Below are 13,094 nucleotides of genomic sequence, written 5' to 3'. Positions count from 1 at the left end.
GCGGACGGGCGGGAGGAGGGGAGACGGGGCCGGGCCAGGCCCTGCCGCGTTGCCTACGGGCGGCTGCCGTACTTGACCGGCACCAGTTCGAGGAACATCTGGGAGGGGCGCCCGCCCATCCGCATCCGCACGAGGTCCAGGCCCGCGAACGCGGAGGCGAGCAGCGGGAACAGCGGGTGCCGCGTCACCGGCCGCTCGGCCGATATCGTCACCCACCCCCGGCGCGCCAGCGCGGCCAGCACGCTGGTGCTCCAGAACGGCGCCCCCTGCGTGTAGGAGAACCGGCGCACGGCGAACCCGCTGTCCTCGGCCAGCTTCGTGAAGTTCCGCCGGTCGAACAGGACCCAGTGCCTCGGGCAGTGGTAGCCACCCCAGTCGCGGTGCCGGAACAGCCGCGCGTCCCAGCTGTCGGTGTTCGGCGTCTTGATCAGAATTGTGCCCTGAGGGGTGAGATGGCGGCGCAGCGTGCGCAGCACCTCGCCAGGCTCGCTGACGTGCTCGATCAGGTTGATGAGAAGGATGAGGTCGAACCGGTCGTCAGTGGCGAAGTCCTCGACACGGCCGCAGAAGTAGTGGTGCCCCCGCGAGACGGCCCGGGTGCGGGCTTCCGGGTCGAGGTCGACGACCTGCGTGTACGTGATGCGGGAGTCGAGCCGGCGTACGACGTCGAGCTGCCGACCGTCCCCGCCGCCCACGTCCAGAACGCTCAAGCGGGTGCCGGACAGCCCGGACAGGATGCGGCGGAAGCGCAGGGCGTCCAGGGCGTCCTTGATCCGGTGGACGAACGACCGCTCCTCGGCGCTGTAGGCGTAGTAGTTGGGGGGATAGATCTGGCCGAGCAGGTCGACCGGCATGGGGTCGATGAACACGACGCCGCACGAGGCGCAGCGGTAGTAGTCGAACTCCTCGTCGGTGGTGCGGTACTCGACGTCGCGCGCCCGCGCCCACCGGCGTGCCGTGTCACCGGCACACGCCGGGCACGTGGGTGCCGGCTTCCCGCTGTACCGGCCCGCCGCCGCCCGCGGCGCGGTGGACTCGCTCATATCCGGTCCAGTTGGCGCCAGGCGCGGTAGTAGGTGGTCTGGCGCTGCCGCAGCAGAGGGGCGATCTCGGTGCCCATCAGGAATCTCTCCACTTCTCCGAGCCGGGTGAAGGACACGCTCGGGTCCCAGTGGTGCAGCAGGTGGCGGTTGAACCCCGCCGAGCCGAAGACCGTCGCGAACGGGCCGCCGCCGAAGAGCCGGTTCACCGGCCCGTGCTCGACGCGCCGGTAGTCGGTCCTGTCATCGGCGAACTCGCTGCGGTGTTCGAGCACCTGGCGCACCGTGTTGATCAGTGGCAGGAACACCAGCTGGCCGAGCACCCAGGAGAGGGCCAGCGCGAACGCCCCGCGCCACAGGGCGCAGCCGACGATCGAGCCGTTGACCAGGCAGGCGGCCAGGAACACCGGGCCGAGGGACGCGGTCCTGCCGGTCTCCGCGGCCGGTGACTTGCTCCTCATCAGCTCGCGGTACTCCTTCAGGGCGCGGACCAGGCGGATGCCGGTGACCCCTTCGAGGAGGAACCGCGAATCGAGCGGCAGGAAGTAGCTGCGCTCGGGGTCCCGCGTCGTCCCGAGATAGCGATGGTGATCGAAATGCACCTTCCGGTACGCCCTGACGTCCATTCCGACGAGGCTCCCGACGAAGACGTTCGTCAGCACATCGCTGGCCCGCCGGCCGGGTGCGAGGTTGTAGTGGGCGCCTTCGTGGAGGTAGGTCGTCAGGTAGTGCAGGCAGAAGCCGATCGCGAGGCCGCCGGCGACGGCCGGCGCGATCGCGGCGGGCAGCCTGCCGGCGGCGGTGCTCCCCAGCGATGCGACCGCGACCGCGGACAGCGCGAGTCCCAGGTGCCCCGCGAGAAGGGTTCCCCACACCACGCCCCAGCGTGGGCGCAGAGTACGGCGGAAATCCACGTATCGCCGGCTCGAGGTGTCGACCAGGGTGGACGGCCGCACCATGCCGATGTCGGCGACCGTCACCTCAGCCGGCATTCCACTCTCCCGCGTCAGAGGCCGTGAGGCCGGAGGCCGCGGAGTCGTACGGGCGATGCGCTCTCGCGATCAGCGAGACCCCCGGCAGCGACCTGACCGGCAGGTACCGCTCGGCGACGACCACGGCGGAGAGGGCCAGGTTGACAAGAGGTGGCGTCTCCATGACGTCGGACCCGGAGATGTGCTTCCTGCGGCGGGCGACGATCGGCCTCAGCAGGACGTTCCAGCTCCACATGCGCTCCAGGACCAGGCATTCCCCGATCATCAGCGCGCGCAGCCCGTCCCGGGTGTACCGGCGGAAATGGCCGGACGCGACGTCGTGCGCCGACCAGAGCGCCATGTCGCAGGGCACCGTGATCAGCGCGGTCCCTCCCGGCCGAAGCACGCGTACGAGCTCGCGGACGGCCCTGTCGTCCTCCTCGATGTGCTCCAGCACGTCGAACGCCAGGACGAGGTCGAAGTGCTCGTCGGGAAGAGGCAGGTGCCTCGCGTCGGCGTGGATCGCCGACAGGCCGCGCGTGCGCGCGAGTTGCACCGCGGTCTCCGAGAAGTCCGCGACCAGCGCGTCCCACCCGTGCTCGATGAGAACGCGGGTGTTGCCACCCCCGGCCGCGCCGATGTCCAGCGCCCGGCCCGGCCCGCCGAGCCGGCGCAGCTCACGGGCGAGGATGGCACGTCGCTCGCGGAACCACCAGTGCCGGTCCTCGAGTTCGAACGTGCGGCGGATCTCTGTGGCCTCCATGTTCCCTCCAACGATCAGTGACCGGTCGTCTTCATCGGGCGCCACCAGTCCTGGTGATCGCGGTACCACCGGACGACCTCGGTCAGTCCTTGCTCGAAGCCGACCCGGGGCTCGAACCCCATCGCCCGGATCTTGGCGCTGTCCACGGAGTAGCGCCGGTCGTGGCCGAGCCTGTCCGGCACGGGCGCGATCCTCTCCTGGCCCGCGCCGAAGGCGGCGAGCAGCCGTTCGGCGAGCGCCCGGTTGGTGAGTTCCACCCCGCCGCCGATGTTGTAGATCTCGCCGGGCCCGCCCTTTTCCAGCACGAGCTGGATGCCCTGGCAGTGGTCGTCGACGTGGAGCCACTCGCGCACGTGACCGCCGTCGCCGTACAGGGGGACCCGCAGCCCGTCGACCAGGTTGGTGACGAAAAGCGGGATCACCTTCTCGGGGTGCTGGTAGGGGCCGTAGTTGTTGGAGCAGCGGGTGACCCGTACATCGAGTCCGTAGGTCTGGTGGTAGGCGCGGCACAGAAGGTCGGCTCCCGCCTTCGCCGCCGAGTAGGGCGAGTTGGGGAGCAGGGGCGCCGACTCGCTCCAGGACCCCACGGCGACGGACCCGTACACCTCGTCTGTGGAGACGTGGACGACGGTGGACACGCCGGCCTCCAGCGCCGCCTGCAGGAGCCGCTGGGTGCCCTGCACGTTGGTCACCACGAAGTCCGCGGCGCCGGTTATCGACCGGTCGACATGTGTCTCCGCCGCGAAGTTCACGATCGCGTCATGGCCGGGCACCACCTCGCCGAGCAGCCGGGCGTCGGCGATGTCCCCCTTCGTGAAGGCGTAGCGCGGGTGTCCCGCGACGGGCTGGAGATTCGCCTCGTTGCCCGCGTAGGTGAGTTTGTCCAGCACCGTCACGTGGGCGTCATCCCAGGCGGGGTAGGCGCCGGACAGCAGTGACCGCACATAGTGGGAGCCGATGAACCCGGCCCCGCCGGTGACCAGGATCTTCATGCCCGCACCTGCACTCTGCTGTGGTCGCCGACCATGAGCTGGAGCGTGTTGGGCACGCCTTCGGACCGGGTGACCTCGACGTTGCGGCCGATGAGGGAGTACGTCAGCCGTGAGACCCCCCTGATGGTGGAGTCCTGCAGAACGATGGCGTACTCCACCTCCGCGTCCTCCACCACGCAACTGTCCCCGATCGAGGTGTAGGGGCCGATGTACGAGCCGCTGATCCGGGTGTGGGCGCCGATGAGCGCTGGGCCGCGGATCACCGAGTTCCGTACCGAGGCCCCCGCCTCGATGACGACGCGCCCCGTGACGTCCGACAGCGCGTCCACGGTTCCCTGTGTTCGCGGGTCGATGGCCTCAAGGACGATGCGGTTGCATTCCAGCATGTCCTGCAGGCGGCCCGTGTCCTTCCAGTAGCCGCTGACGAGATGTGAATGGACCCGGAAGCCGTGGTCGACGAGCCACGTGATCGCGTCGGTGATCTCCAGCTCGCCGCGCGCGGACGGCGAGATCGCCCGGACCGCTTCGTGGATCCGGGGGGAGAAGGTGTAGACGCCGACGATCGCGAGGTCACTGCGCGGATCGTCCGGCTTCTCCTCGAGCGCGAGGATCTCGCCTCCCGGCCCGAGCTCGGCGACCCCGTAGAACTGCGGTTCGGTGACCTTGGTGACCAGGATCTGAGCGTCGTAGTCACCCTTGCGGAAGGCGTCGACCAGATCGGTGATGCCGCCCACCAGGAAGTTGTCGCCAAGGTACATCACGAAGGGCTCGTCGGCGAGGAACTCCCGTGCGATGAGCACGCAGTGGGCGAGCCCGAGGGGGGCCTCCTGCTGGATGTAGGTGACGGCGAGGCCGAACGCCGAGCCGTCGCCGACGGCGTCGCGAACCTCCCGGCCGGTGCTGCCGATGATGATGCCCACCTGGGTGATTCCGGCGTTCCGGATCGCTTCCAGCCCGTAGTAGAGCACCGGTTTGTTGGCGACGGGTACGAGCTGCTTCGCCGAGGTGTGGGTCAGCGGACGCAGCCTCGTACCCTTGCCGCCGGCCAGAACGAGCGCCTTCATCGCTGACCTCATCCTTCCCCGGGGAACACATGGCCACGGTGGGCCGGCTGTCGGCCCGAATCTATGGCCGACCGGATTCAGAGCTCCCGGACGACGTCCGCCTTTGCCGAAGAATGTGCGCCGGGTTGCCGGTACCAGGCATGCCTTCCCGCGACCGCGGCAGGTCCACGAGAGAGGATTGTGGCCGGCTTCCGGGAGATGATCGGGGGATCAATGTCGGTGTCGGTCGTCATACCGTGTTACCGCTCCGCGAGAACTCTTCCGGCGCTGGTGGGCAGGCTCATGCCGGTTCTTCGTCAGCTCTCCGTCCGTCACGAGGTGATCCTCGTCGTCGACGGAAGCCCGGACGACACCTGGAGCACCGCCGCCGAGCTCGCCTCCCGGGTCGGCGCCGTCCGCGCGATCCATCTCTCGCGCAACTACGGTCAGCACAACGCCCTGGTGGCGGGCATCAGGGAGGCGGTGTTCGACGTCGTCGTCACGATGGACGACGACCTGCAGCACCTGCCGGAGCAGATTCCGCTCCTGCTGGCCACTCTCGAAGGCGACCGGCTCGATCTGGTGTACGGCGTGCCGCACGAGGAGGAGCACGGGTCCGTGCGAAGCCTCGCGTCCCGGTCGGTGAAGGGCGCCATGGCGGTCGCGCTGGGAGTGCGCGCCGCCCGCGCGATCAGCGCCTTCCGTGCCTTCCGTACGTGCCTGCGCGAAGGATTCGAGGAGCTGTCGGGACCACACGCGTCCATCGACGTGGCTCTGTCCTGGGCGACCACGCGGGTGGGCTCGGTCAAGGTCCATATGAGCGAGCGCCACCACGGGCGATCCGCCTACACGCCGCGCCTGCTCGTCCGGCACGCGATGAACATGCTCCTCGGTTACAGCACCACGCCCCTCCGGGTGGCGAGCTGCCTCGGGTTCCTCGTCGGTGTCGTGGGCCTGCTCCTCGGCTGCGCCGTTCTGTGGAGCTTCCTCGCGGGCGACACCACGGTGGCCGGATTCACCACGATCGCCTCGATGGTCGCCATCTTCTCCTCCGCCCAGCTGCTGTCCATCGGAGTCCTCGGCGAGTACGTCGGCCGGATCCACGGCAACGGCATGGGCCGGCCCACCTATGTGGTGCGTGAACGTGCCGGCTCACCGGCCTCCCCCGACGTTCCCTGGCAGCCGGGCGGAAGTAGCACGGCGTTCAGGGGATGAGCCCGTCCTTGACCAGGTGAACCGTGAGGACCGCCCGCACGGGCTCGAACCCGTATCTCGCCCACGCCTTCTGCACCCGGGTGTTGTGCCCCTGCGTGGAGATGACGATCTCTTCGGCGCCGCGCGCCAGCGTGCCGTCCTCGATTCCCTTCAGCAGGTGCGCGTACAGGCCGCGCCCCTGCGCCTCTGGCACCACCCCGGCGAGCAGGATCTCCGTCCGGGGACCCTGCTCATCGAGCGTCGCGAGTCCGAGGTAGGTGTCCGAGGACGCGGTCGCGAGCGCGAGGCATCTTCCCTCGGCGGCGGACCTCAGCGCCCATTCCTGGTAGCCGGCGAGTGCCTCGGGGGCGCCGAACAGGGGATTGGCCGAGTAGTGACTGCCGTAGGCGGCGAAGATCTCGGACACGAGCGAGGTCACGGCGGCCGCGTCGGTGACCCTGGTCGTGTGCGGTCCCTGTGCCGGCTCGGGCTGGCGGCCCTCTCCCGCCCGCAGACGCCAGTACGAAAGGGAGTCGGCGAATATCGCGGTGCGGCCGAGCATGGCGAGCTTCGCGAACCAGTCGACCCGGTCCGCCGGGTAACGGAGCACGATGACGTCCGCCGCGGACCCGAGCACGGCTTCCCGGACCGTGGAGTACGAGGAGGGGTGCTCGGAGTGGACGGTGAGGCGATCGACCGAACACCCGAAACGAGCGGACTCCAGAGGTGAGGCCACGGCCCGCGCGCCGAGCACGTCACGCCCCACCGTCAGCTCATCTTGTAGGTCTGCACGGCGTCGAGCACCCGTGTCACCCCTGCCTCGCTGAGATCGGCGAACAGCGGCAGCCGTACCAGGCGGTCGGCGACCTGCTCGGTGACGGGGCAGCCGCCCGGGGCCACGCGCCCGTACCGCAGGGCGGCGGGAGCGGTGTGCAGCGGCTGGTAGTGGAACGCCGCCTGTACACCCCTGCCGGCGAGGTGGTCGATGAACGCCTGGCGGTTCCGCAGGTCAGGGAGGAGCAGGTAGTACAGGTGGGCCGGATGCGCGCAACCCTCTGGGATCACCGGCTGGGAGACCTCGTGCTTCGTCGCCCAGCCCGCCAGTTCCTCGTGATACCGGCGCCAGATGGCGTGGCGGCGGAACTGGATGTCGTCGAAGCACTCCAGCTGGGAGGTCAGTTGCGCGGCGAGCACGTCGGACGGCAGGTAGCTGGAGCCGATGTCGATCCACCGGTACTTGTCCACCTGGCCGCGGAAGAACTGGCTGCGGTCCGTGCCCTTCTCCCGGATGATCTCGGCTGGGGCCACCAGGGCGGCATCGTTGAGGAGCAACGCGCCGCCCTCGCCGCACTGCACGTTCTTCGTCTCGTGGAAGCTCTGCGCGGCCATGCGGCCGAACGATCCGAGAGGCCGCCCCTGGTAGTACCCGCCGAGCCCGTGCGCGTTGTCCTCGATCAGAGTGAGGCCGTGCCGTTCGGCGATCTCGCCCATGGCCTCCATCGCGCAGGCGACACCGGCGTAGTGGACGACCACGATGGCCCGGGTGCGGTCGCTGATCGCGGCCTCGACGAGGCTCTCGTCGATGTTGAGGGTGTCGGGCCTGCAGTCGACGAACACCGGCACCGCCCCGCGCAGGGCGTAGGCGTTGGCCGCCGACACGAAGGTGAACGACGGCACGATCACCTCGTCGCCGGGGCGCAGGTCGAGCAGGATCGCCGACATCTCCAGCGCGTGAGTGCAGGACGTGGTCAGCAGGACCTTGCACGACCCCGTCATCTCCCGCAGAAGTTCGGCGGCCCGCCGGGTGAACGGCCCGTCGCCTGAGGTGGATCCCTGGCGCAGGACCTCCGCGAGGTAAGGGAGCTCGTTCTTCGAGATATGCGGTCGATTGAATGGAATGGTCGCAAGACCGGTCATGCTCACCATCGCATTGAACAATGACCGGACTTGCCGACACGCGAGGTGACCGCACCGCCTGGAAAGCTCTTACCCAAGCCTTACGCCTACATCGCGGAGCCGCCCTCCCGGCTCACCCCGGTGCGCCGCTAGCTGGTGGTGAACACGACATCCACCCAGTAGTTCGCGGATTGGTGGGTGCTGGTGGGGAAGGTGTTCGTCGCATTGTAGAGATAGATCCCGTTTCCGTCCTCGTCGCCGTCCGCGAGCGCGTACAGGGAGCCGCTCGTGTACTGAGAGGTGAAATACGGGGATGTGGAGGAGAAGAACCCTGAGGTGGTCTGGTAAGAGGCCACATAGGTGGTGCCGGCGGTGATCGGCACGGGGGTGGCGAAGTTCACCTGCTGCCAGCCGGACGCGGTCTCGCCGGTGAAGGTCGCGCTGGCGAGCAGCGAGCCGCCGCTGGTCCACAGGCTGCCGGTATGGGTGCCGGTGTTCAGGGATCCCTTGTAGAACCGGATGCCGTCGATGGTCCCGTTCCTGGTGGCCCTGAATTTCACGCCGACCACCACGGGCCGGGAGTCGGGGTTGGACGCCACGGCCGGCGTGGCCGAGTTGTCCCACAAGCTCTTCGACGGCACGAACACGACGTCGACCCAGTAGTTGGTGGACTGGAAGGTGTTGGACGGGAAGGCGTTCGCCGGGCTGTAGTTGTAGACGCCGTTGCCGTCCTCCGCGCCGTCCGCGAGTGCCAGCAGCGGGTCATTCGTATATTGCGAGGTGAAGTACTGCAGCGTGTACGAGAAATGCCCGGTCAGCGTTTGATACGACGCGATGTAGGTGGTGCCGGCGGTGATCGGCACGGGGGTGGCGAAGTTCACCTGCTGCCAGCCGGACGCGGTCTCGCCGGTGAAGGTCGCGCTGGCGAGCAGGGAGCCGCCGCTGGTCCACAGGCTGCCGACATGGGTGCCGGTGTTCGGCGAGCCCTTGTAGAACCGGATGCCGTTGATCGTGCCGTTGGCCGTGGCCTTGAACTTCACGCCGAGCACGACGGGCAGGGTGTCGGGATTGGACGCGACGGCCGGCACGGCCGTGCTGTCCCAGAGCGTGCTCGTGACGACCTGGAGCACCTGGGCCGACGTGCTCGGGGCGAAGTGGATGATCGCCTGTCCGTCAGGGGTGTCGCCGCCCAGGTAGACGGCGGTGATCGGATGCTGTCCCGCGGCGAGGCTCGAGATGGTGAGCACGGCCGGTCCCGAGCCTGACTGGTTGGCGGAGCCGATGATGGTCGCGCCGTCCTTGAAGGCCACCTGACCCTGCGGCACGACCGAGCCGGAGACCGCGCTGACCGTGGCGGTCAAGGTGATCGACTGCCCCCTCCGGGAGGGGTCGGCCGACGTGGTCAGAGTGGTCGTGGTCGGAGGGTCGTTCGGGACGGTGACGCGGGTCTTCGGAGGGTTGCTGGTGCCCTGGAGGGTCGCCGTGCCGTTGAGGGCGAAGATCCGGCCGAAGACGGCGGCACCGCTGCTCACCGCGACGGAGTTCGTGGCCAGGACGTTCCCCCGGAAGGTGCAGAACGTGCCAAGGGTGCCCGAATCGGTGAGCTGCCAGAACACGTTGTTCGCTTGGGCGCCGTTGACGAGGTTGATGTTGCTGGCGTTCGCGGTGGTGAGGGTGGCGGCCCGGAAGATGAAGACGGCATCCGGGTCGCTCTGGGCGTCGAGCGTGAGCGTCCCGGTTATCTGGAAGTTCCCGCCGGTGGGGGTGTAGACCCCAGGTGTCCGGGTGGTCCCGCCGAGCTCCGCGGCGACGGTGACGACGGGAGTCCGTCCGGCGACGTCGTTGTAGGCGGCGACCAGATCGCTCTTGGCCGCCGAGGCGGTGGCGTCACCCGCGTGCGTCGCGCCGCTCACGGTGCCGGGCGGGAAGCCCGTCACCGAGGTGCCGGGGCTCACTCCGAGATCTCCGGTGATCGAGGTGAGGTCGGTGTTCGTGACCGCGGTGCCGGCCAGGACCCCGAAGGACGCGGCGCTGCCGAGGTTCACCGGTGGCTGTGCCGCGCTCGCGCCGGATGAGGTCATGACGACCATGACCATCGCGAGGAGGACGGAGAGGGCGGCGGCGAGGCACGACCTGCCGATGCGTGGACGGATGGAGGAGATGCTGGCGCTGTGCCTGGGCTTCGACATGGCAATCAACTTTTCGACGACGTGGAGCTTGGTCAGTGACCGGCCTGAACCGTGCTGAGGCCCGGCCTTGTGATCGTGGCGGAGCAGGTGTCCGAGTCGTCTTATCTGTCGTGCATGGCGGAGGAACGGTTGTTACGCAAATGGAGAATTCATCAGATACGCAACAATTGCGCCTTCAATGGTGTCGACTACGGGGCTACGTTCGATCATTGGATACTTCTGGTGACGTGCTGTGTTGTGAACTTTACTCCTGCATGGCCTTATCTCTATTTGTTAAGGGACTGAATAGGCTTCGTGTGCTTTAAATGGTGATTTAAGGGATTTGGCATTCGACCCGTTCAAGTGAGGCCGCGGGGAGGCGCCTGGTATGCGCGAGTCGCTAGCTCCCGCGGTTGACCACCTGCTGGACCAGTACGGGCGACCGGCTCGGCACGAAATGGACCCAACTCTCGTCGACGGCGGTGCCCCCGCCGACGTACACGGCGGTCATCTGGCGTGGGCCGACGGCGAGTGCCGAGGTCGTGAACGTCGCGACCGCCGAGCTGAGCGGCGCCGAGCCGATGACGTTGGCGCCGTCCTGGAAGCTCACCACACCGGTGGGGAGGAACGAACCGACGTTCCCGTGCACCGTGGCGGTGAAGGTCACGGGATCGCCTTGCTGGGAGGGGTTCGGCGAGGAGGTCAAGGTCGTGGTGGTCGGCGGGTCGTCCGGAGTGGTGACGCGAGTGGCCGGCCCGGTGGTGGTGCCGTCGATCGTGACCACGTTGTGGAGGGCGATGGTGCGGCCGAACATGGCCGTGCCCGAGGTCACCGCGATCGAGTTCCTCGCCAGGAGGTTCCCCCGGAAGGTGGCGTACCTTCCGAGGGTCGCCGAGTCGCCCACCTGCCAGATGACGTTGTCCGCCCGGGCGCCGTTGACGAGGTCGATGTTGCTGACCCTGTCCGTGACCAGGGATGTCGCCTGGAAGATGAAGGTGGCGTCAGGGTCCGCCTGGGCGTCGAGGTGGAGCGTCCCGCTCAGGGTGAAGACGCCGCCCGGCGTGCGGTAGACACCGGGGGTCATCGTCGAGCCGTTGCCGAGGACCGCGGGCACGGTCGCCGTGGGCGTCCGGCTCGCGGCGTCGTTGTAGGCGGCGACCGCGGCGGCCATCTCCCTTTGCGCCTCGGCGTCGTTCAGATCGATGGATCCCCGCACCTGGCCGGGCGGGAAGCCGCTCACGAAGGTTCCCGGGCTCACGTTGAGATCCCCGGTCACTGTGATCTTGTTCGTGCCGGTCACCGCCATGCCGGCCATGACCGCGCAGTCCATCGCATAGCCGAGATCCACAGGTGGCACCGCGGCACTAGGACCGCGGGACGCGTCCGCCGTGACGCTCGAGGAACGCGGGGCGGCCGGGCCGATCGCCACGGCGCTCGAGGTGGGCAGAGCGAGGGATGGGACCGCCATGACGATGACCGAGACGATCACCGCCGACCGGGAACGACCGGTATTCCTCCGGAGAATGCGCGGGCAACTGGTACTTATCATGCTGTCGTTCCTTCTCCGGTATCAATGCCATTTGAATCGGCGACCCACGTCACTATTGCCGGTCTTGCGGCGCATGACCGAACGACACGCCCGGATCGCCGCTGGATCGACTTATAAGAAGGCCCGCCTTTTACAGTCGTTCCTGTACTTTTTCGAAACGCCGGGGGGATCTGATATGGCAGACAAGCTGGTCGTCGTCGGGCAGGGGTATGTGGGCCTGCCCTTGGCGATGCGGGCCGTCGAGACCGGATTCGACGTCGTGGGCATCGACGTGGACGAGTGGCGTGTCAAGCGGCTGAACGCGGCGGAGTCCTATGTCGAGGACATCAGCGGCTACGTGCTCGCCGCCGCGCATGCTTCGGGCCGTTACCTCGCCAGTACGGATTACGCCGCCGCGGAGGGGTTCGACGTCTGCGTGATCACTGTGCCCACGCCTCTCCGCGACGGCGCTCCCGACCTGCGGCACATCGGCTCGGCCGGCGAATCCATCGCGCCGCTGGTACGGCCGGGCACCACGGTGATCCTGGAGTCCACCACCTATCCGGGCACCACCGAGGAGCACCTGCGTCCGCTGCTCGAGGCGGGCTCCGGTCTGCGCACGCCCGAGGACTTCTTCCTCGGTTACAGCCCGGAGCGGATCGACCCGGGCAACGGCCAGTGGCGGCTCGACAACACGCCGAAGGTCGTGTCCGGCATCGACGAGGCTTCCCTGGACAGGATCCAGGCGTTCTACCGGCGAATAGTTCAGGAGGTCGTCCCCGTCTCCTCACTGCAGGTCGCCGAGCTCTGCAAGCTTCTGGAGAACACCTTCAGGCATGTCAACATCGCCCTGGTCAACGAGTTGTCCATCTTCGCGCAGCAGCTCAGGATCGACGTCTGGGAAGCGATCGACGCCGCCTCCACCAAGCCGTTCGGCTACATGCGCTTCACCCCCGGGCCCGGTGTCGGCGGTCACTGCCTGCCGATCGACCCGTCCTATCTGTCATGGAGGGTCAAGCGCAGTCTGGGGCACAACTTCAGGTTCGTGGAACTGGCGAACGACATCAACGACCACATGCCGGACAACGTGGTGCAGCGGCTGAGCCTCGCGCTCAACCAGAGGCGCAAGGCGATCAATGGCAGCCAGGTCCTCGTGCTCGGAGTCGCCTACAAGAAGAACGCGGGGGACTGCCGCGAGTCGCCCGCGATCGAGGTGACCAAGGCCCTGTGCAAGCTCGGCGCCGATGTGAGGGTCGTGGATCCGTATGTCGACAGCTCGCTGCTTCCGGCCGAGATGCCCATGGTGCGGTTCACCGAGACAGAGCTGGCCCAGGCGGACGCGGTCCTGGTCCTCACCGACCACGACTGCTTCGACTACGGCCTCGTGCAGCGGGTGAGCCCCTTCGTCTTCGACGCGCGCAACCGCTGTAGAGGCCCCAACGTCGAGTGCCTGTGAGTGCGGACGCCCGTCGGCTCCGAGCGATCGTGAGACGATCGCT

General features: G+C 68.1%; 11 protein-coding genes. 2 read left to right on the top strand and 9 right to left on the bottom strand.

Going from position 1 to position 13,094, the window contains the following annotated elements; all coding sequences use genetic code 11:
• Positions 1–53: 53 nt before the first annotated feature.
• From AB0O34_RS23590 to AB0O34_RS23570, 5 genes are read right to left on the bottom strand one after another with little or no spacing between them, the layout of a single operon-like run.
• Positions 54–1,043 (bottom strand): class I SAM-dependent methyltransferase, encoded by a 990-nt coding sequence (locus AB0O34_RS23590; protein WP_363918657.1) that lies wholly within the window; start codon positions 1,041–1,043, stop codon positions 54–56.
• The gene (locus tag AB0O34_RS23585) at positions 1,040–2,032 is read right to left on the bottom strand and encodes a fatty acid desaturase (protein WP_363918655.1); all 993 of its coding nucleotides are present in this window, start codon (positions 2,030–2,032) and stop codon (positions 1,040–1,042) included. The genes AB0O34_RS23590 and AB0O34_RS23585 overlap by 4 nt, the downstream gene beginning before the upstream one ends.
• The gene (locus AB0O34_RS23580; RefSeq protein WP_363918654.1) at positions 2,022–2,774 is read right to left on the bottom strand and encodes a class I SAM-dependent methyltransferase; all 753 of its coding nucleotides are present in this window, start codon (positions 2,772–2,774) and stop codon (positions 2,022–2,024) included. The genes AB0O34_RS23585 and AB0O34_RS23580 overlap by 11 nt, the downstream gene beginning before the upstream one ends.
• A gap of 14 nt (positions 2,775–2,788) precedes the next feature.
• A complete protein-coding gene (gene rfbB, locus AB0O34_RS23575) occupies positions 2,789–3,766 on the bottom strand; it encodes a dTDP-glucose 4,6-dehydratase (protein ID WP_363918652.1) in 978 nt (325 codons plus the stop codon).
• The gene (locus AB0O34_RS23570; protein ID WP_363918650.1) at positions 3,763–4,830 is read right to left on the bottom strand and encodes a glucose-1-phosphate thymidylyltransferase; all 1,068 of its coding nucleotides are present in this window, start codon (positions 4,828–4,830) and stop codon (positions 3,763–3,765) included. Before AB0O34_RS23570 ends, rfbB begins: the two co-directional genes overlap by 4 nt.
• A gap of 198 nt (positions 4,831–5,028) precedes the next feature.
• Between AB0O34_RS23570 and AB0O34_RS23565 the strand changes: the two genes are divergently transcribed.
• Positions 5,029–6,024 carry a glycosyltransferase family 2 protein gene (locus tag AB0O34_RS23565; RefSeq protein ID WP_363918648.1) on the top strand — a complete coding sequence of 332 codons (996 nt, stop codon included), beginning with the start codon at positions 5,029–5,031 and terminating at the stop codon, positions 6,022–6,024.
• Here the strand turns inward: AB0O34_RS23565 and AB0O34_RS23560 are convergent.
• The 4 genes from AB0O34_RS23560 to AB0O34_RS23545 form a co-directional block, all read right to left on the bottom strand.
• Positions 6,014–6,769 (bottom strand): GNAT family N-acetyltransferase, encoded by a 756-nt coding sequence (locus AB0O34_RS23560; protein ID WP_363918646.1) that lies wholly within the window; start codon positions 6,767–6,769, stop codon positions 6,014–6,016. The genes AB0O34_RS23565 and AB0O34_RS23560 overlap by 11 nt on opposite strands.
• Positions 6,770–6,771: 2 nt before the next feature.
• On the bottom strand, positions 6,772–7,920 hold the full coding sequence (rffA, locus tag AB0O34_RS23555; protein ID WP_363918644.1) for a dTDP-4-amino-4,6-dideoxygalactose transaminase: 1,149 nt from the start codon (positions 7,918–7,920) through the stop codon (positions 6,772–6,774).
• 128 nt (positions 7,921–8,048) lie between these two features.
• Positions 8,049–10,088, bottom strand: a complete 2,040-nt coding sequence (locus AB0O34_RS23550) for a DUF4082 domain-containing protein (RefSeq protein ID WP_363918642.1) — start codon at positions 10,086–10,088, stop codon at positions 8,049–8,051.
• A 379-nt stretch (positions 10,089–10,467) separates the two neighbouring features.
• Positions 10,468–11,415 carry an ice-binding family protein gene (locus AB0O34_RS23545; RefSeq protein ID WP_363918640.1) on the bottom strand — a complete coding sequence of 316 codons (948 nt, stop codon included), beginning with the start codon at positions 11,413–11,415 and terminating at the stop codon, positions 10,468–10,470.
• 376 nt (positions 11,416–11,791) lie between these two features.
• Here AB0O34_RS23545 and AB0O34_RS23540 point away from each other — a divergent pair, with 376 nt between their 5' ends.
• Positions 11,792–13,051 carry a nucleotide sugar dehydrogenase gene (locus tag AB0O34_RS23540; RefSeq protein ID WP_363918638.1) on the top strand — a complete coding sequence of 420 codons (1,260 nt, stop codon included), beginning with the start codon at positions 11,792–11,794 and terminating at the stop codon, positions 13,049–13,051.
• Positions 13,052–13,094: the final 43 nt, after the last annotated feature.

This window comes from Sphaerisporangium sp. NPDC088356, from assembly GCF_040685555.1.
Lineage (GTDB): Bacteria > Actinomycetota > Actinomycetes > Streptosporangiales > Streptosporangiaceae > Sphaerisporangium.
This window is presented reverse-complemented; position numbering and strand designations above follow the sequence as displayed.